The organism is Rhodocaloribacter sp. (genome assembly GCF_056451265.1).
In genome coordinates, this window is the sequence record NZ_JBWOPL010000124.1 from 1 (window position 1) to 19,129 (window position 19,129).

Sequence of the window (19,129 nt, forward strand, 5' to 3'; positions counted from 1 at the left end):
CGCGCCGCTTCGATGCGGCGACGCACGGCCGGGCCGCCGGATGCCTCCACGCGGCTCATGTGCACATCGAGCGTCGTCATCGCGTCCTCCGCCGCCGAGGAGCGGGCGTTGTCGAGATAAAGAAGCATGGCCGGATGCCTGGCCGTGGCGCCGAGGAGCGTGCGGAAGCGACCGAGCACGTGCGGGCGGATGGCGCTCCGCTCATAGCTGAGCAGGTGGGGGCGGGCCTGCCCGTCCTGAAAAGCAACGTTGAAGTGGTTGAACCAGAAGTCGGTCAGCACCTCGACAAGCTGGTTCTCCGCATAGCGGGCGCGAAGCAGTTTTTGTGCGAAAAGCTGTCCCTGAAGTTCGCGGAGAGGCCGGTAGCCGTGTGCGTCCATGTAAGCGCGGAGGGTGTCTTCGAGGGCCGGGCGGGGGAGCGCTTCGAGGTCGGCGCGGGTGAGATAGCCCTCGCGAATGGCGCGGTTGCGGACGGCGACCGGACGCGGATAGAGACGCAAAAGGGCCGAGTCTGAAAGGGCGAGGGCGGGGAGCCGGGCGAGGCGCGCTTCGAGGGCATGCTCGGGCGCGTCGGCGTGAAGCTGCGCTTCGAACCACACCTCCAGCCCCATCGCCACGACGCGGTCCACCTCGCCGGGACGGGGACCGAAGGTGAAACGGCCGAGCAGGTGCGCGGCGGCCTCGCGCTCGGTCAGTCCGGCGGCGGCGTACGGCATCCGGTCGTCGTCGCGGCGGTCAAGGGTGGCGGCGGGCAGGCAACCGATCAGGATCAGCAAAAGGGGAGCGAGGAAGCGGACGTTCATGACCATAGCGGATGGGAAGAGCGAGCAGGGACGGCGTAGGATTCGAAACGGAGCCTTGCAGCCGAGGTTGTCACGGAACTATGGAAAAACGGCGTTGGTGTGCGGCGGCGCGGTTCGAGGGTTTTTCTATGGACGAACGATCACGCGCCCGCATTCCCCCGGTCGGGCGACGGCGCTTCTCCGGCGCCCGGCATCAGGGCGAGCAGTTCGGCGAGCATCATGGCCGTCGCGCCCCACACCTTGTGCCCGTCGAGGTCGAAGAACGGCACTTCGACGGTGCGTCCGCGCAGGGTCCACGGCTCGCGTCGGCGTGCGCCGGGGGCCGTCAGTCGGGCGAGCGGGACGGGCAGCACCTCGGCCACCTCCTCGTCGTGCGGGCGCAGGTCCGGCGCGCGCCTCGTCATACCGACGAAGGGGTAGACGCAAAAGTTCGAGGGCGGGATGTACAGGGGCGTGAGCGCGCCGAGCATCTCCACAGACGTCGGCGCGAGGCCGAGCTCCTCGTGCGCTTCCCGGAGGGCCGTGTCGCGAAGATCCTCGCCGGGCTCGCGCCGCCCGCCGGGGAAAGAGATCTGCCCGGCGTGATCGTTGAGGTGGGCGCGTCGGACGGTGAGCAGGACCGCGGGCTCGTCGTCGAGGGGGAAGAGGAGCGCCAGCACTCCGGCTTCGCGGCAGCGCTTGTCCCGAACGTCGGCCAGCCGGGCATCCTGCCGGTACACGGGCGCCATCGTGAACTGCGCCGCCGTGCCGGGCAGCCTGCCGGCCAGGCGCGCGCGCAGACGGGCGATATGTTCGTCGAACGAGGCGGCGGTCATCCGTCGCTTATGCGTCCGGCGAATGCGGATGTTCCGGGAGCAAGGAGCGGCCGCCGCGGCTCATTGAAAAGAGAAGCGAAAATCGCTGTACGTCGCGTCCAGGGAGACGACGTCGGTGAAGACGCGTCCGCGCCGGAGGTACTGGCGGGTGCCTTCGAAGCGGCGACGGCGGGGCACGTCGAAGCCCTCGACGCGCTCGAAGTCGTACGCGCTCTCGATGTGCGTGTGGAGGATCTGCCCCCGCTTCTTTTCATCCTGGCTGAGGATGATCCGGGTGCGCACGAGGCGTCCGTCGTCTTGCGCAAACCAGAACGTGATACGATCGACGGGGCCGGCGTCGTTGGGGGGAAGGGCGTCGAAGCGCCAGCACGGCGTGCCGTCGAGAGAATCTTCGGCGGCTTCGTTCACGAAGTCGAGGCGGCGCAGGAGCCGACGCGGCAGCATGACGGCCTGCGTCAGGCGAGTGAACTCGGGCTGGTTCGGTGCGTGCCACGAAAACTCCATGTTTCGGAGCCGTTTCTCCGGTGCGGGCCGCCCGTTGAGCGTGACGCTCATAATCTTCCGGTTCCACGTGTCGGTGCCCGGCATACCCGTGACCTCGGCTTCGACGCGCATCGTGCGCGTGCCCACGGGGCTGTCCGACGTGCGGAGGGATCGTTCCAGAAACGTGACGCCGGTGAGGTTTCGGGCATGCTCCGCCTGCTCGTCGATCCAGGCAAACACGAGTGCTTCCGGCTCCGGCGGCATCTGCGCCGAAACCGCGCGTATGCCGAGGGTAAGCGTCAGACTCGCAAGCAAAAACAGGTGTCTGAACATGAGGTCAGGGGAAAATCCGACGGGCACGCAATTGTATGGGCAAAGGCAGGCCGGGGATGTCACGAAACTGTGGTGGATCTATGAGTTTTTACGGGGGAAGAATCAGTTTTTGCGAAGAAACGTAGGACGGGGCGTCGCCGGGCGATTATATTGCTCGCCTCTCGGGATCGTGTCCGGAGATTCCTGGAGAGGCGGGTCGCCGGGGGTTCGTCAGAGCGAAGAGAACAAGCCGCGGGAACGATGCCATGAACACGCCTCACATCTTGTTGGTGGAAGACGACGCCCAGTTGAACGACCTCGTGGCCGGCCGGCTTCGGGAGTCGGGCTATGAGGTGGCGACGGCGGCCACGGGCACGGCGGCGCTCGCGCGCGTCGAAGAGCGCGTGCCGGATCTGGTTCTGCTCGACGTGATGCTTCCCGAGCTCGACGGGCTGGAGGTGTGTCGTCGTCTCCGGGCCCGGCATCCCCTGCTCTACATCATCATGCTCACGGCGCGCGCCGACGAGATGGACCGCGTGGTGGGCCTCGAGGTGGGCGCGGACGATTACGTCACGAAGCCCTTCAGCCTGCAAGAGCTCGTCGCCCGCGTGCGCGCGGCGCTTCGGCGCATCCGGCTCACCGAGGAACGCGCCGCCGCCGCCGGAGAGGACGACGAACAGCCGGTCGAATACGGCAACCTCTCCATTGACCCGGTGCGCCGTGAGGTGCGGCTCGACGGCGCACTGATGCACCTGACCGTCCGCGAGTTCGATCTCTTGCTCTTTCTGGCGCGTCACCCGGACCGGCCTTTCACACGCATGCAATTGCTCGATAAGGTCTGGGACATTCAGTACGAAGGCTACGACCGCACGGTCGACTCGCACGTGCAGCGCCTGCGCGCCAAGATCGAGAAGGATCCCGGCAACCCGCGTTTCATCCGCACGGTGTGGGGCGTGGGGTACAAGTTCCAGTCGGAACCGGGCGAGTGATGGACACTCGGCCGCAGGAGACGCCGCCGGATCCTTCGCCGCGTCGGTTCGGCTGGCGGCGTTCGGTATTCTGGAAGGTGGCCGGCATCCTCGTCGGGGTGCAGGTGGCCACAGGGCTGATGGCCGTCGCGCTGAGCGCCTACTTCGCCTACGATCGCAGCCTCGACCTCGCCGAGAAGAGCCTTCGCCTTCGTCTCGACGCGCTCGCCGAGGAAGTCGAACGGCGCGGCTTCCCGCTCGATGAGGGCGTTGCCACGCTGCCGCTGACGCTCCGGCAGGATCTCCACTACCGCTTCCCCGACCCCATCTATCTCCTCGACGCCGCCGGCGCGCCGGTGCTGGCCTTCTATCCCGGTTCGGACACGCTCGCGCGTCCCGGCGGCACGCCGCTCGATACGCTCGCCTTTCCGATCGAAGCCGGTGCGGAGCTCCGGCGCGGGGAGGTGATCGTGCAGATGGATGCCGACGCGCCGGGCGGCACGTGGGCGCTCACGCCCGTCTATGACGCCGACGGCTTTCTGGCGGGCGGGCTGCTCGTCTACCCGCTCACCCGTTCCATTGACCGGGAGCTCTCCGAGACGCGCGCGGCTTTCGTGCGAGCGCTCTGGGTGGTCTCGGCCATCTCGGTGCTCATCGCGTTGATGATGGGGGCGTTCTTCACGTGGCGGCTCGTCCGGCCCCTCCGCCGGATCACCCGGCGCGTGGAAAGCATCGGTGCGGGCGACTATTCGGTGCGCATCGACGTCGAGAGCGACGACGAGTTCGGGCGGTTGGCCGCTTCGATCAACCGGATGGCGGCGGAGGTTCAGGCAAGCATCGAGGCGCTGCGGGCCACCGACCGGCTCCGGCGGGAACTCGTCGCCAACATCGGGCACGACCTGCGCACGCCGCTGGCGGCCATGATGGGCTACGTGGAGGAAGCCGAGCGCCACATGGACGCCGGACGCCGAGCCGAGGCGCACGCCGCCCTCGAAACGGCCGTCCGGCAGGGGCGCTACCTGAGCCGGCTCGTGGCGGACCTTTTCGAACTCAGCCTGCTCGACAGCGCCGTGCCCCCGCTTCGCCGCGAGCCGATCCCGCTCGGGGAACTCCTCCGTGACGCCGCCGGCGGGCACCGCGCCGCCTTCGCCGCCGCGGACATCGACTTCCGCGTGTCGCTCCCGGAAGCGTTGCCCATCATCGAAGGGGACGGGGTGCGCCTTTTCCGGGTGATGGACAACCTCCTCTCGAACGCGCGCCGCCACACCCCGGCGGGCGGGGCCGTCACGTTGAGCGCCGCCGTCGAAGCGGACCGCATCTGCATCGAGGTGGCGGACACCGGAGACGGCATGCCCCCCGAGGTGCTCGCGAACATCTTCGAGCGGTATTACCGGGGCACGGACGCCCGCACGCGCGGCACACGCGGCACCGGCCTGGGCCTGCCCATCAGTCGCGCCATTGCCCGTGCCCACGGCGGCGACCTCTTCGCCGAGAGTACACCCGGCCGTGGCAGCACCTTCCGCCTGTGCCTGCCGCTGTCGGCGCCCGGAGACGAGGAGCCGCTGCTCCCGGGACCGGAGGCCGCACACGCTCGCGAAAACGCCGACAGCGTCCGGTGAGATAAAAAAATCCCGGCCGACGGGAGCCGACCGGGAAGGGGACTATGAACCCTCGGAGGGGTTTCGTCCGTGGTTTCGTTTACTTCACTTCGATCTGACGCGGCCGAACGGCCTCTACCTTCGGAACGCGAATCAGGAGCACGCCGTCTTTGTACGAAGCTTCGATCTTCGACTCATCCACCGCTTTGGGCAGCGTGAACGAGCGGTAGAAGCGACCGAACTGGCGCTCGACGTGCACGTAGTTGCTCTTCTCTTCCTTCGTCTCCATCTTCCGGTCGCCGCTGACGGTCAGGACGCCGTCGTGGAAGCTGATGTTCAAATCTTTCTTCGAGAGGCCCGGAAGGTCCATGTGGATGAGGTAGGCGTCGGCGGTCTCTTCGAGGTCCACGCGGGGCATCCAGACGGCGGTCTCGACGTCGGCGCCGCTCTCGGTGCGTGCGGGCGTGAAGAAAGAGTTGAAGAGGCGGTCGAAGTCGCGCTGCATGCGGCGCAGTTCGTCGTTGGGCGTAAAGCGGGCAATCTTAGTCATAACAGTCGTACCTCCGTGATCGATTGATCGATGATGTAGGATCGTGAGGGATACTGAAAAATCGTTTGGCTTTTCAGTCCGTGTGCGCCCGGTCGCTTTATCAATCGGTATGCCAGGGTCCGGATTCGGACACATCGTCAAGGAATCCGGCAAATGTGGCGGAGGAGGGGGGCAAAAGTGACAAGAGCCGGGCCGCCGGGGCGGGTCTCCGGTGTTCATCCTGTCACGTCGAGGCTGTAGATTCGGCAGGCAAAGAGAGGTTCACGCCCGGCACGAGGCGGGGAGCACGCGTGCGGCGGCCTCGCCGAAGCCGACGCGATAGCCCCGGCCCTGCGCCCACCCGGTCATGATGATGCGGTCGCCGTCGGCGATGAAGGTGCGCGTGGCGCCGTCGGGCAGGGGGATCGGCTTCGTCCCGCGCCACGTCAGCTCGAGCAGGCTGCCGTAGCTGTCTTCGGTCGGGCCGCTGATGGTGCCCGAGGCCATGAGGTCGCCGGGGCGGGCATTGCACCCGTTGACGGTGTGGTGCGCGAGCTGCTGGCAGACGTTCCAGTACAGGTGCCGGAAGTTCGACCGGCAGAGCGTGTGCGGGGCCTCCATCGCCTCGGACTGAAGCGCCACTTCGAGGTGCACGTCATAGGCGCGTCGGGGTTCGGAGCGGAGGTACGGCAGCGGCGTCGGGTCCTGCGCCGGCCCGTCGGTGCGGAAGGGCTCGAGCGCTTCGAGTGTGACGACCCACGGCGAGACGGTGGTGGCGAAGTTCTTGCCGAGGAAAGGGCCGAGCGGCACGTATTCCCATTTCTGAATGTCGCGGGCGCTCCAGTCGTTGACGAGCACGAAGCCGAAGATGTGGTCGGCGGCGCGTTGGACCTCGATGGACTCGCCGAGCCGATTGCCGGGGCCGACGAAGAAGCCCATCTCGAGCTCGAAGTCGAGCAGACGGGTGGGGCCGAACCGGGGCGGGCCGTCATCGGGCTTCGTCTGCCCGCACGGGCGGCGCACGTCCACCCCGCTGACGATGACGGAACTGGCCCGCCCGTGATACCCGACGGGCAGGTGCAGCCAGTTCGGCATGAGGGCGTTCTCCTTCCCGCGAAACATGGCGCCCACGTTCGTGGCGTGCTCTTTCGAAGAGTAGAAGTCGGTGTAATCGCCGATCTCCGCGGGGAGCATCATCTCGACGGCTTCCATGGGGAAGAGCGCCTGTTCGCGGAGGTCGGCGTTGTCGCGGAGGGTCGGCACGTCGGCGCGGAGGAGATGGCTGATGCGTGCGCGGGCGGCCTTCCACACCTCCTTTCCCATCCCCATGAACTCATTCAGCGAGGGGTTCGAGAAGGGGCGGTGCGACCGGATCGCCGGATGGTCGAACAACCCCCGTTCTTCGAGCACCGAAAGGTCGAGCACAAAGTCGCCGATGGCCACGCCCACGCGGGGAACGGCGCGCGGGCGCGGGGTGAAGACGCCGTAGGGCAGGTTCTGGATGGGAAAGTGCGCCTCGGGGGCAACGTCGATGAAGGACCTGAGACCGGGATCGGTGGTGGCGTCGAACATATCGGTATCCATGGGTTTTGAGTATTTCGTTGATTCGTTAGCGCGTTCAAACGTTCCAACGCCTCAACGCCATAACGCACCTCGCCGCGCCGTCTCATCGCGGCGGGTTGTTTGCGGGGAGGAGGCCGAGGGTGCGGAGGTCGTCGCGCGGTTCGTCGAAGCTGCAGCTGCCGAAGGAGACGGCGAGCGCGGCGCGGGCGCGGCGGACGGCTTCGGGCGAAGCGGCGAGCTCGCGCCAGGCGAAGGCTTCATCGGTGAAACGGAAGTGCGCCGGGTCCTCGTCGCGGAGGATGGCGAGCACGGCGGCTTCATCGAGCGCATGCGCGTGGGCGAGCACGGCGGCGCCGAAGAGGTTGAGGAAGCCGTGCATCTTCGCGCCCACCTCGTCGCGATACTGGCGGAGGGGGTGGTGAAGGCCCGCCGTCGCCTTGAAGCGTACGCCCGCGTCCCGGCAGGCGGTGACGGCGAAGGCCAGGGACTCGGGCGAGGGGAAAGCCGCCGGTTCGAGGCCGCCGGTGCGGAGCTTGAGCGCCGCCTCGGTCGCGGGCGGGCGGGCGTCGTTGTGCGCGGCCAGGGCCTCGAGCAGGGGGGGAAGTGTGCGGCGCGCCTCGTCGAGGGGCGCTTCGAGGAAAAGAGCCGGCCCGGGCGGCGAATGCGCCTCGATGCGCGCGGCGACGGCGTCGAGGAAGGCGCGGGCGTCGAGGAAGGCGCGGGCGTCGGAGCCGAGGAGCGCCGCCGGCAGGCGCACCTCCATCACGTCGGCGACGGCCCGCCCCTCATGGCGCGCGTGGAAGGCCGCGAGGGCGTCGAGGTCGGCGTCGAGAGCGTCGAGGAAAGACGGGGCGTCGGAGCCGCCCGTGCCGAGGACGGCGAACCGGAAGGGCGGCGCGTCGGCGAAAAGGGCGGCGTGCGGCGCCAGGTCCGCGAGCCGGGCCATGGGGAGGACGAAGCGGGCGAGCATCCACGCTTCGGGCGCGCGGCGGTACCGGGCGAAGTTGCGGATCGCCTCGTCGAGCGAAAGACGCGCCGGCGGGAAGAGGCCCGCGTAGTCGATGATTCCGGACAGCAGCGCGCGCACGCTCTCGGTGGTCCGTGACGACGTAGAGGCAGGTGTGGTCATGGCTTCGAAGCGGCTGGGCATCTGCGAAATGTGCGAAACGGGCCCGGAGAGGGTCCTTCCTTCCGGGCGGCGAAGGACCCTCACGTTTCCCTGATTGTAAGAACTCTTGATTAACAACTTGTATGAACTCAGCATTAATATTACTTTCCGGCGCTGCCCCATGCTGCGAGTCTGCCCGTGGATCGGGCGTGACGCTCGGAGGCTGCCCGGCGCCGGTCCGGAAGGATCGAACCGGATCGTCTCTCAGATAGACGCCCCACCAGCGTCGCACCAAATCTTCGTACCACACACAGGAAGGCATACAACATGAAACGATTCCCCATTTTTCTGGCTCTGATCCTGGGCGGGTTCTTGCTCATGGGCGCCGACGGGTGTTCCAGCGATCCTAACGTCGAAGGAGCCAAGCTCGACCTTCGAAACAAGGATTACGACCGCGCCCTCGAAAACCTGGCGACGGCGCTGGAGAAAAACCCGCAGAACGCCGAAGCGCTCGAACTCAAGGGCCGCGTCCTGCAGTCGAAGGCTTTCGAAGTCAACGACCCCGAGGAGCATGCCCGGCTGATGGAAGAGGCCGTGGCGGCGTACAATCAGGCCGTCGGCATCGACTCGACGCTGGCCGAGACCGTCAAGCGTGATCTGACCCTCGCCTACGTCAACGAGTTTCAGCGCGGCGTGCAGGCCTTCAACCGGGGCCGCGACAACGACGCCGAGTTCAACAACGCCGCGCTCTACTTCAAGGTCGCTTCCATCATCGCGCCGGACTCCACGGGGCCGTACGTGAACGAGGCCTTCGCGCTCATGAACGCCGGACGCGAAGCCGACGCCATCGAACCGTTCGAGAAAGCGCTCGAAAAGGGCGACACGGATCCGGATACGTATACGTTCCTCGCCAACCTCTACCTGATGAACGATCGGGCCGCCGACGCGGTGGCCCTGCTCGAAGAGGCGACGTCCCGGTATCCGGACAATGCCGAACTCGAAGCGCAGTTGCTCAATGCCTATACGCTGGCCGGCATGATGGACCAGGCCCTGGAACGATACCGGGAAGCCGTAGAGAAGGACCCCAACAACAAGGTCTATCAATACAATTACGGCTCGCTGCTGCTCGAACAGGAACGGTATGACGAGGCCATCGAACATCTGAAGAAGGCCGTCGCGCTCGACGACGCCTATGCCAACGCGCAATACAACCTCGGCGCGGCGTACGTCAACAAGGCCGTCGATATCAACAAGCGCATCAGCGAGCTCGACGACGAGATCCGGGAGAACCGGGACAGCCTCTCGGAAGAGGAGATCAAGGCGAAGGAGGAGGAGATCGACCGTCTCGCCGAAGAACGCCGGAAGCTCTTCGAACAGGCCATCCCCCCGCTGGAACGCGCCAAGGAACTCTTCGAGCAGGAAGGTCAGGATCCGCAGGACATCTGCCGCGTGCTCTTCCAGTCGTACGTGCAGACGAATCAGACCGAGAAGGCCGAAGCCGTTCAGGAATGCGCCGGTTTCGACGATTAATCCGACCGCGGACCTTCGATCTTTTCGAACCCGGGTCTCACCGCGAGGCCCGGGTTCTTTTTTTTCGCGGAGAAGCGTATCCTGTCCTCCGGTATCTCATCCGTGACCTTCCATCCATTCCCTCAATCGCATGCACACACCCGATCGCGACCGACGTCCAGGTTTCGGCACGCTGGCCGTCCATGCCGGTCAGGCACCCGACCCTTCGACCGGCGCCATCATGCCGCCGATCTATCAGACCTCGACGTACGTACAGAAAGCGCCGGGCGAGCATTTCGGCTATGAATATGCCCGCGTGAGCAACCCGACGCGTACGGCGCTCGAAGGCAACCTGGCCGCGCTCGAAGGCGCGCGCCACGCCGTTGCTTTCGCCTCGGGTGTGGCCGCCACCGACGCCCTCCTCAAGTGTCTCCGCCCCGGCGACCACATCGTCGCCTCGAACGATCTCTACGGCGGCACGTACCGCCTCTTCCGGCAGGTCTTCGGGCCGTTCGGCATCCGCTCCTCTTTCATCGACATGACCGATCCCGAGGCCGTCGAACGCGCCCTCACGCCGGAGACGAAACTGCTGTGGATCGAGACGCCGACGAACCCGCTCCTCCGGGTCGTCGACGTCCGGGCGCTGTGCGATAAGGCCCGCGCGCGCGGCATCGACGTGGCCGTGGACAACACCTTCGCCACGCCGTATCTCCAGCAGCCCCTCGCCCTCGGGGCGGACCTCGTCGTGCACTCGACCACGAAGTATCTCGGCGGGCATTCGGACGTCATCGGCGGCGTCGTCTGCACCAACCGCGACGACTGGGAAGAGAAGCTGCGGTTCCTCATCAAGAGCGCCGGGGCCGCGCCGGGGCCGATGGATTGCTTCCTCACGTTGCGCGGCACGAAGACGCTTCACCTCCGCATGCAGCGGCACTGCGAAAACGCCGCTCGCATCGCCGAGCATCTCGCGGCGCACCCGAAGGTGGGACGGGTCTATTATCCCGGGCTTCCCGACGACCCCGGCCATGACGTCGCCCGCCGTCAGATGCGCGATTTCGGCGGGATGGTGTCGTTCGTGCTCAGGGACGAGACGCTCGAAAAGGCGCTCCACGTGCTCTCGAACACGACGGTGTTTGCGCTGGCCGAGAGCCTCGGCGGTGTCGAGAGCCTGATCAACCACCCCGCCACGATGACGCACGCCTCCATCCCTCGCGAGGAGCGGCTCAAGGCCGGGCTGAGCGATTCGCTGATCCGCCTCTCGGTCGGCGTCGAGTCGGTGGAAGACCTCATCGCCGACCTCGACCGGGCCCTCGCCGGGGCGTGATGCCGATTCGGCTTGTCGATGTCCGAATCGTGCGGTCCTATGCCGTATTTCGCAGCGCGTGAGGGAGGTGGGGTGCGCTATCTTTAGCAGGATGGAGCATCGGCGCTATGGTCTGCGCAGCCTGAAGGCTGCGGCTGCTTTGTGGGGGTTTGTAAAGAAGAGGTAGCCGCATGCTTGAGCTTGCGCGGCAAGGGCCATCAGGCTCGGGAAAGCTGAAGAAGGGAGCGGGAAGGACGGGCAGAGATTCCCGGACGATCTACGCCCTCGCCATACGGACATGCCCAAACGGAAGCGGTATGATCACTTCAGAAGCGTCAGGGTGCGCGTTTGCGAGAAATCGCCGGCTTCGAGGCGGTAGAGGTAGATGCCGCCGGGCAACCCTTCGGCGTCGAAGACGACTTCATGCGCGCCGGGAGCGCGGAAGGCGTCGGTGAGGGTGGCCACCTCGCGCCCGAGCATGTCGAAGACGCGCAGCCGCACGTGCCGGGCGGCGGGCAGCGTGTAGGCGATGGTGGTCGTCGGGTTGAAGGGGTTGGGGTAGTTCTGTGCCAGGCGAAAATCGGCGGGCAATGCCTCTTCTTCGGTGGCGGTGGCCGTCGAGAAGGTGATCGCGAGCACGGGACCGGTGCTGCTCTCCCGGCTGTCGAATCGTTTCGCGGTTCCGTTGCCGCTCTCGTCGCCGAGAAGGATCCACCCGAAGTTTTCGTCGGGTCGTTCGAGCCAGTCGCGGACGTCGTCGGCCATGTCGGTGGTGGACCACGTATAGTCGCCGATGGCGTCGACGGTGGCGGCGGCGCTGGGGCTGTCGTCGAAGTCGCCGCCGGGGGCGTCCCAGGGTTCGGAACTGAAGAGGCGGTGGAGCCATGTGGCGTCTCCGGTGAGGGCGACGGCGCCGCGCCCGCCCGGGCTTCCGGCGTTGGAGCCGGCCTCGCCCCAGTCGGCGAGCACCTTGTGCAACGAGGTGGACCGCGCGCCGGAGGTGGGGGCGGCGTTGGAGGCGTGCAGCGTCAACGTCACCCCTTCGATCTGCGCGTCCGCCGGCAGGGCCCCGGCAACGTCGAAGGCGATGAGCGCGCGCCGGATCTGGCCGCCGTTGGTCTTGCCCGTATACAGGTGCGGGCCTACACCGTTGCTTAAATCGCCGCCGGTGCTTTCGAAGAGCGTGTTGTCTTTGACCGGCGTGAGTTCGACCTGGTTCTGGCTGTGCGCGGCCTCGGGCGCGAACCCGAGAAACAATACGGCCAGGCTGAAAAGCGCGACGTGATAGCGGTTGCTCATGGCGGTCCTTCGTTTGACGTTTCGAATAACCCCGGAGGATAACCCGTGCAGGTCTGGGTAACCGTTCGGCGGGTTTCAGGGAAGTCGTACGGTCCGGGGAAGCCTGTTTGGCGCGTGGCGGCATCAGTCGTGACGCTGCCGTACGGGCAGGGCCTGCCTCGGGATGCGAGGAGTATCGGCAAAAACGCACGTGAAAGAAATGAGACGTGCGGGAAAAGGCGCCCGCGCCGGCTCACAAGGGTTCCAACGAAGAAGTACGAAAGCCGTGCCCGATGACCAATCGCCCGCGAGGATTTTTTCGAGCTCTCGTCAGGGGGGACCGCCTGTCGGTTCGCCGTCATGGGATTCCCTGCGGTCGCCGTCAAGGTCACACACCCAGACACCCATCCACCCAGATGGTTCGCATCAGGGCAGGCGGTATTCAAGGCCGAAGAACCAGTCCGTCGAGCGGATGGTGTTTCGGCCATAGAGGGTGGCGAAATACTGCACGCTGAGGCCGAGGCGGCGTCGGGGATAGACGGTCAGGCCGGCTCCCGCCTTCACGTATCGTGTGCGGGTGGGGAAAGGGTTGAGGGGGTCGAAGCCGGTCTCCGGCGGCAGGTTCGACCACACGCCATAGCCGAGCGCCTGAAGGAGCGCCCATCGGCCGAGCGTCGCGCCGACTTCGCCGGAGAAGAGCCATTCGTCGGCGTATGCGGGCCGTTCGTCGTCGACGCAGATGCGGGGGGCGGCGTCGGGCGGGCAGGCTTCGGCCCGGGAGAGGGCGTAGAGGCCGGAGCGCAGGCGGAAGCCCAGCCCCGCCTGTGCGTAGACGGGGGCGGGATACAGGCTCAGCCCGTAGCTGACGACGGCCTGGAGGTCGGCCTGTCCGGGACCGAGCGCGGGCGAGAGGTTGCGCGTGTATCCCGCCGGGAGCGTCGCGGTGACGTTGAGCGCCAGCGCCGAGCGGTCCGAACGCACGTTGAACAGCCGTTTGAGCCCCACTCGGAGGCCGAGCATCACCGAGCCGAGCCCCTCCGTCTCGAACTCGAACGCGCCGTCGCGCACGCGGAGGCGCTTGAAGGGCAACAAGGCCACGAAGGTGAGGTTGTCGGTCAACCCGTATTCGCCGTAGAGATAAATGCTCCGGTCGAAGAAGGCATTGCCCGTCATGGCCTCGGCATAGGGTTTTATCACACCGTTGAAATCCCACTGTTCGGCGGCGACGCTCCGGCTGTGGGAGAGCTTGAGGTAGAGGCCGTGCCGGGGCTGCGGCCAGGCCTGGGCCCGGGCGTCGGTTCCGGCCCCAATGAAGAGGGCGCAGCAAAAGGCGACAAGAAAGCGAAGAGGCATCGCAAACGGTAGAAAGGTGGAGATTCGGCAATATACGTGGCCGGACGACGTTCCGTTCGGCTTGGCCGGGTGCGCACGGGAGCCCCGGACGTCAAAAAGCCCGATCCCGGCGGAACTTCGCGCGGCAAACCCGGCTTCCAGTACGCAGGCCGTCGCTTTACTGTCCCTCATCGGGCGTTGATGACCATCTCATGGAAGACTATCGCATTCGCGTAAAAATATTCATCGGGCTGATCCTCGTCGTCTTGAGCGTGCTGGGCCTGCGTCTGGTGAAGCTGCAGATCGTCGATGCCTCGGCGTACTCGGGCGAGTCGCGGAGCAACGCCATCCGCGAGGTGCGGGTGCTGCCGGCGCGGGGGGTCTTCTACGACCGCAACGACGTGCTGCTGGTGGACAACGAGCCGACGTACACCGTCACGCTGACGCCGCGATACTTCAACCGGTCCAAGGTCGGGCTGCTGGCCGAACTGCTCGGTGTGCCGGACTCGGTGGTGACGCGCAAGCTGGAGGAGGCCTGGCAATGGAGCGCGTTCAAGGCCAGCCCCTCTTTCCGGGAGGTGCCTTTCGACGTGCTCAGCCGCATCCTCGAACACCGCGCCGAGTTGCCGGGCGTGGAATATCTGGTGGCTCCGAAGCGGCGGTATCTGACCGAGGCGCGCGCCGCCCACGCCTTCGGATACGTGCGCGAGATCACCTCGGCGGAACTCGAAAAACGCCGCGCCGACGGCTATCGCTCCGGCGACCTGATCGGACAGTCGGGTCTGGAAAAGCATTATGAGACCGAACTGCGCGGGCGGCCCGGCATCGAATACAAACAGGTCAACGTGCACGGCCTGGTGGTGAAACCGTATCGGGACGGCGCCGAAGACACGCCGCCCGTCAACGGATACGACCTGCACCTGACCCTCGACAGCAAGCTGCAGGCGCTGGCCGAATCGCTCTTCGTGCACAAGCGCGGCGCGGCGGTCGCCCTCGACCCGAAGACCGGCGGCATCCTTGCCCTCGTCAGCGAGCCCGACTTCGATCCTCGTCTGTTCTCGAAATCCATCCCGGGCGAAACCTGGCAGTACCTGACGCGCAGTCCCGAGAAGCCCATGTTCAACCGCGCCACGATGAGCGGTATGCCGCCCGGCTCCACGTGGAAGCCCTTCATGGCGCTGATGGCCCTTCAGGAAGGCATCATCGACGAGCACACGACGATCACCTGCCGGGGCGGGTACACGCTCGGCCGCCGCGTCTTCCACGACCACGGCGGCCATGCCCACGGGCCGATCAACGTGCGGCAGGCCATTCAGCACTCGTGCAACACGTTCTTTTTCACCGTGATGATGCGGACGGACGTCAACACGTGGAGCCGGTGGGCCAAACGCTTCGGCTTCGGCCGTCGCGTCCCCCTGGATCTCGCCGAGCAGAGCCCCGGCCTGATCCCCGATTCGTCGTATTACGACCGCGTCTATCCCCGCGGGTGGACGGCGGGCTATACGATCAACCTCGGCATCGGGCAGGGGGACATGGTGGTGACGCCCATGCAGTTGGCGCGCTATACCGCCGCCGTCGCCAACGGCGGGACGCTCTATCCGCCGCACCTCGTCGACCGGCTCGAACATCCGGAGACGGGCGAAGTGGTGCGGCCCAGGCTGCCGGCGCCGGAACGCCTGCCCGTCGACCCCGGCTTCTTCGAGGTCGTGCGCGACGGCATGCGCCTCGTCATGGAGGCAGGCACCGGGCAGTCCGTGCAGATCCCCGGCATCTCGAGCGGCGGCAAGACCGGCACGGCGCAGGCCTCCGGCGGGCGGAAGGACCACTCGCTCTTCGTCCTCTTCGCGCCCGTGGACGACCCGCAGATCGCCGTGGCGGTCGTCGTCGAGAACGGAGGCTTCGGAGCCACGCAGGCCGCGCCCATCGCCAGCCTCATGGTCGAGCAATACCTCACCGGCGACGTCGGCCCGCAGCGCCGGTGGCTGATCCCCTACGTGATGAAGATGGAGAGCGAGCCGCTCCCGGAATGAGCGCGCCGCCACAGGGCACACGGTTTTACCCTTTCGTTATAGATTCGGGATGAACGCCGGGAGCCGGGAGCCGCATCTTCCAGCTTCCGATCTTTTATTATCCATACGTTCGCGGCGGCGCCAATGACAGGGACGAAAAACGTATTGATCATCGAGGACGATCCGAACATCGCCGACCTGGTCGATATCCACCTGAAGGACATGGGCTATGGCCTCGACCATGCGCCCGACGGCCCGGCGGGGCTGGAGAAGGCGCGTCACGGCGCGTACGACCTGATCATCCTCGATCTGATGCTGCCCCGCCTCGACGGCTTCGAGGTGTGCAAGCGCATCCGGGCGGAGAACACCTACACCCCCATCCTCATGCTCACGGCCAAGTCGGAGGAGTTGGATAAGGTGCTCGGCCTCGAACTCGGCGCGGACGACTATCTCACGAAGCCGTTCAGCATCCGTGAGCTGCTGGCCCGAATCAAGGCGATCTTCCGACGCATGGAGGCGGACGAGCGGAAAGCGGCCCGCGCGCAGTCGCCGAAACAGCTCGTCTACGGAGAACTGACCTTGTATCCGGAGAAACGTAAGGTGATGCTCGATGGGACGGCGCTGGAGTTGACGGCGAAGGAGTACGATCTGCTGGCGCTCTTCGCAGCGAACCCGGGGCGCACGTACAGCCGCCGCGAACTGCTCGACCTCGTCTGGGGGTATCAGTTCGACGGCTACGAGCACACCGTCAATTCCCACATCAACCGGCTGAGGAGCAAGATCGAGAAGAACCCTTCGGAGCCCCGGTTCGTGAAAACGGTCTGGGGAGTGGGCTATCGTTTCGCGGAGCCGGAGGAGCTGTAGCGCGGCAACGCCGCGAGGCCCGAAGCCCACCGCGCCCGGCCCCGTGCCCGAACTTCCGCTTCCACGCACGACGTGATCATGAAAAACTTCTTCGGCAGCCTGTACGGCAAAATCTCGCTCGTTTACCTGGTCTTGCTCCTCGTGCTCGGCGTCATCCTCATCGCGGTGACGGGGCGCTCATACATGCGCTTCACGCAGGAGGTCGACCAGAAGCTCAATCGTACGCTCGCGCAAAACCTGGCGCAGGAGTTCAGTCCCTACCTCAAGGACAGCGTCGACTATGACGCCGTGGGCAACACGATGCATTACCTCATGGTGATGAATCCGCGCGTGGAGATCTATCTCCTCGACCGCGACGGGCGGGTGTTGGCGTTCTTCGCCGATCAGGAAAAGGTGGTTCGGCGGCAGGTGCGGCTCGGTCCCGTCGAGCGCTTCCTCGCGAGCGCGAACGACGAAATGCTCCTCGGAGACGACCCGCGCAGCCTCGACCGGGTCAAGCCGTTTTCCGTCGCGCCCATCACGTACGGCGACGGACAAGAAGGCTACCTCTACGTGATCCTCGGCGGCGAGGCGTATGACTCGACGGTCGGCATGGTGCGCGAGAGCGCCATCGCCCGCATCACCTTCGTCGGCGTCGGAGTGATCCTGGCGTTCACGGCGCTGGTCGGGCTGGTGCTCTTCTTCTTCCTGACCAAACGCTTCCGGATCATGACCGAGGGCGTGCGGCGCTTCGAGGCGGGCGACCTCGCCCGGCGCATCCCGGTCACCTCCGAAGATGAGATCGGGCAGCTCGCGCGGGCCTTCAATCAGATGGCGGATACGCTCGAAGCCAACATGGAGGAACTCAAGAGCACGGATAACCTCCGGCGCGAACTCATCGCCAACGTGTCGCACGACCTCCGCAGCCCGCTGGCCTCCATTCAGGGCTACGTCGAGACGATCCTGATGAAGGATGCCGCGCTCACGTCGGAGGAGCGCACCCGCTTCCTCGACATCATCCACGACACGACCACCGGCCTGAGCAAACTCGTCAATGAGCTTTTCGAACTTTCGAAGCTCGACGCCCTTCAGGTTCAGCCGAAGCCGGAACCGTGTTCGCTCGCCGAACTGACGCAAGACGTGGTGATGAAGTTCAAACCGCGCGCCGAGCAGATGGCGGTGGAGCTGAAGGCGATGTTGCCGCCGCAACTGCCGATGGTCCGCGCCGACATCGGGATGATGGAGCGGGTGCTCTCGAACCTGATCGAGAACGCGCTTCAGTACACGCCCGAACGGGGAACGGTGCACGTGGGCCTTCGCCGTGAGAACGGCCACGTCCGCGTGTTCGTCTCGGATACGGGCTACGGCATCCCCGAGACGGAGATCCCGTTCCTTTGCGAGCGGTTCTACCGGGTGGAGAAGAGCCGGGCGCGGACCTCGGGCGGGGCCGGCCTCGGCCTGGCCATCGCGCAAAAAATCCTCCGTCTGCACGACAGCGCGCTCGTCATCGAGAGCACCGTCAATGTGGGCACCACGGTCTCGTTCGACCTCGCCGCCGGCAACGGCACGCCGCGCGCGCCGCGCAAAGCCGCCGTCCCGGCCTGAGACCGTCGCGCGTCCTTCCCCGCTGACGGCGAACGCTCGTATCTCCCCGGCGCGGGTCCGTTCCCATCCTTTATGCAATCATGAGCATTGCGTGATGGTCTCGTGATCTTCCGTGAGGCTTCGAGCACCCCGCTCCCGTTTCTTGTCCCCGATCGTCAATCAGGACAAGCTTTCACCATCCGGGAGACACAATATGAAACGCATCTTACGGCTCACGAGCCTCTTCTTTTGCATGGGCATCACTGCCGCGAGCGCGCAGACGGGGTTCTTCGAAGTGCGCATCGAGAACGTGGCGCAGGGATTCGCTTTTCCCGGCAGCGGGGCCTTCACGACGCCCGTGGGCATGACCGACCCCGCCGCCATCGGACCCGGCGGCGCATACGAGTTCACCTTCGACGCGGGACCCGGCATGAACCTCTCGCTCGCGACGATGTTCGTGCAGTCGAACGACCTCTTCTATGCGCCCGACGAAAACGGCATCGCGCTGTGGGATGAGGCGGGCAACCCCGTCGAAGGCGACGTGACGGACCAGCTCATGCTGTGGGATGCGGGCACGGAGGTCAACGAGGAGCCGGGCGAAGGCGCGAATCAGGCGCCGCGCCAGTCCGGGCCGAACACGGGCGAGGACGAGGGGGGCGTCGTGCGCCTGGTCGATGACGGCTTCACGTATCCCGCCGCGAACGAGGTTATCCAACTCACCCTGACCTATCTCGGCGACACGCAGTTCATGGCCCGCATCGAGAACGTGTCGGTGGAAGGCACGCTCGTCACCTCGACGGGGCAGATGCTCGCCGTGCCGCTCGCGCCCGGCGTGTGGGTGGTGCACACGACCCCGGCGCCGCTCTTTGCCGACGGCGAGGCGGATCGCGGCGACGGCCTCGAAGCGCTGGCCGAGGACGGCGACCCCGGCGCGCTGGCGGCGGCGCTGGCCGAAGACACGGGCATCACCCACATCTTCGCGCCCGGCGTGTGGGCCGCGCACATGGATCCGGCGCCGCTCTTTGCCGACGGCGAGGCGGATCGCGGCGACGGCCTCGAAGCGCTGGCCGAGGACGGCGACCCCGGCGCGCT

Annotated in this window: 16 protein-coding genes; 8 read left to right on the forward strand and 8 right to left on the reverse strand. The window is 66.3% G+C overall.

What is annotated here, in order from left to right:
- The 3 genes from AC1HIY_RS17850 to AC1HIY_RS17860 form a co-directional block, all read right to left on the reverse strand.
- Positions 1–803: DUF1800 family protein (locus tag AC1HIY_RS17850; RefSeq protein ID WP_479578191.1), on the reverse strand; the 803-nt coding region annotated here is incomplete at its 3' end.
- A 140-nt stretch (positions 804–943) separates the two neighbouring features.
- On the reverse strand, positions 944–1,618 hold the full coding sequence (locus AC1HIY_RS17855) for an NUDIX hydrolase (RefSeq protein WP_479578192.1): 675 nt from the start codon (positions 1,616–1,618) through the stop codon (positions 944–946).
- A 60-nt stretch (positions 1,619–1,678) separates the two neighbouring features.
- A complete protein-coding gene (locus tag AC1HIY_RS17860) occupies positions 1,679–2,434 on the reverse strand; it encodes a hypothetical protein (protein ID WP_479578193.1) in 756 nt (251 codons plus the stop codon).
- A 245-nt stretch (positions 2,435–2,679) separates the two neighbouring features.
- Here AC1HIY_RS17860 and AC1HIY_RS17865 point away from each other — a divergent pair, with 245 nt between their 5' ends.
- Both AC1HIY_RS17865 and AC1HIY_RS17870 read left to right on the forward strand, forming a co-directional pair.
- Positions 2,680–3,402, forward strand: a complete 723-nt coding sequence (locus tag AC1HIY_RS17865) for a response regulator (protein WP_479578194.1) — start codon at positions 2,680–2,682, stop codon at positions 3,400–3,402.
- Positions 3,402–5,000 carry a sensor histidine kinase gene (locus AC1HIY_RS17870; protein WP_479578206.1) on the forward strand — a complete coding sequence of 533 codons (1,599 nt, stop codon included), beginning with the start codon at positions 3,402–3,404 and terminating at the stop codon, positions 4,998–5,000. The genes AC1HIY_RS17865 and AC1HIY_RS17870 overlap by 1 nt, the downstream gene beginning before the upstream one ends.
- 79 nt (positions 5,001–5,079) lie before the next feature.
- On the opposite strand, the gene AC1HIY_RS17875 is transcribed toward AC1HIY_RS17870, so the two are convergent.
- The 3 genes from AC1HIY_RS17875 to AC1HIY_RS17885 form a co-directional block, all read right to left on the reverse strand.
- Positions 5,080–5,529 (reverse strand): Hsp20/alpha crystallin family protein, encoded by a 450-nt coding sequence (locus AC1HIY_RS17875; RefSeq protein ID WP_479578195.1) that lies wholly within the window; start codon positions 5,527–5,529, stop codon positions 5,080–5,082.
- Positions 5,530–5,790: 261 nt separating this feature from the next.
- Positions 5,791–7,092: a fumarylacetoacetase gene (gene fahA, locus AC1HIY_RS17880; protein WP_479578196.1), complete on the reverse strand. Its 1,302-nt coding sequence runs from the start codon at positions 7,090–7,092 to the stop codon at positions 5,791–5,793.
- Positions 7,093–7,174: 82 nt separating this feature from the next.
- Entirely contained in the window at positions 7,175–8,200 is a 1,026-nt protein-coding gene (locus AC1HIY_RS17885; RefSeq protein ID WP_479578197.1) for a hypothetical protein, read from the reverse strand.
- A gap of 306 nt (positions 8,201–8,506) precedes the next feature.
- On the opposite strand from AC1HIY_RS17885, the gene AC1HIY_RS17890 reads away from it, so the two are divergent.
- A complete protein-coding gene (locus AC1HIY_RS17890) occupies positions 8,507–9,709 on the forward strand; it encodes a tetratricopeptide repeat protein (protein ID WP_479578198.1) in 1,203 nt (400 codons plus the stop codon).
- A gap of 130 nt (positions 9,710–9,839) precedes the next feature.
- Positions 9,840–11,012, forward strand: a complete 1,173-nt coding sequence (locus AC1HIY_RS17895; RefSeq protein WP_479578199.1) for a cystathionine gamma-synthase — start codon at positions 9,840–9,842, stop codon at positions 11,010–11,012.
- 300 nt (positions 11,013–11,312) lie between these two features.
- On the opposite strand, the gene AC1HIY_RS17900 is transcribed toward AC1HIY_RS17895, so the two are convergent.
- Both AC1HIY_RS17900 and AC1HIY_RS17905 read right to left on the reverse strand, forming a co-directional pair.
- Positions 11,313–12,290 (reverse strand): DNRLRE domain-containing protein, encoded by a 978-nt coding sequence (locus AC1HIY_RS17900; protein ID WP_479578200.1) that lies wholly within the window; start codon positions 12,288–12,290, stop codon positions 11,313–11,315.
- Positions 12,291–12,695: 405 nt separating this feature from the next.
- Positions 12,696–13,622: a hypothetical protein gene (locus tag AC1HIY_RS17905; protein WP_479578201.1), complete on the reverse strand. Its 927-nt coding sequence runs from the start codon at positions 13,620–13,622 to the stop codon at positions 12,696–12,698.
- A 191-nt stretch (positions 13,623–13,813) separates the two neighbouring features.
- On the opposite strand from AC1HIY_RS17905, the gene mrdA reads away from it, so the two are divergent.
- The 4 genes from mrdA to AC1HIY_RS17925 form a co-directional block, all read left to right on the forward strand.
- Positions 13,814–15,631, forward strand: a complete 1,818-nt coding sequence (gene mrdA, locus AC1HIY_RS17910) for a penicillin-binding protein 2 (protein ID WP_479578202.1) — start codon at positions 13,814–13,816, stop codon at positions 15,629–15,631.
- A gap of 123 nt (positions 15,632–15,754) precedes the next feature.
- Positions 15,755–16,474 carry a response regulator transcription factor gene (locus tag AC1HIY_RS17915; RefSeq protein ID WP_479578203.1) on the forward strand — a complete coding sequence of 240 codons (720 nt, stop codon included), beginning with the start codon at positions 15,755–15,757 and terminating at the stop codon, positions 16,472–16,474.
- Positions 16,475–16,552: 78 nt separating this feature from the next.
- Positions 16,553–18,058, forward strand: coding sequence for a sensor histidine kinase (locus AC1HIY_RS17920; protein ID WP_479578204.1), 1,506 nt, complete (start codon positions 16,553–16,555; stop codon positions 18,056–18,058).
- A 193-nt stretch (positions 18,059–18,251) separates the two neighbouring features.
- Positions 18,252–19,129, forward strand: an 878-nt coding sequence (locus AC1HIY_RS17925) for a spondin domain-containing protein (protein WP_479578205.1), incomplete at its 3' end; no start/stop codon positions are given.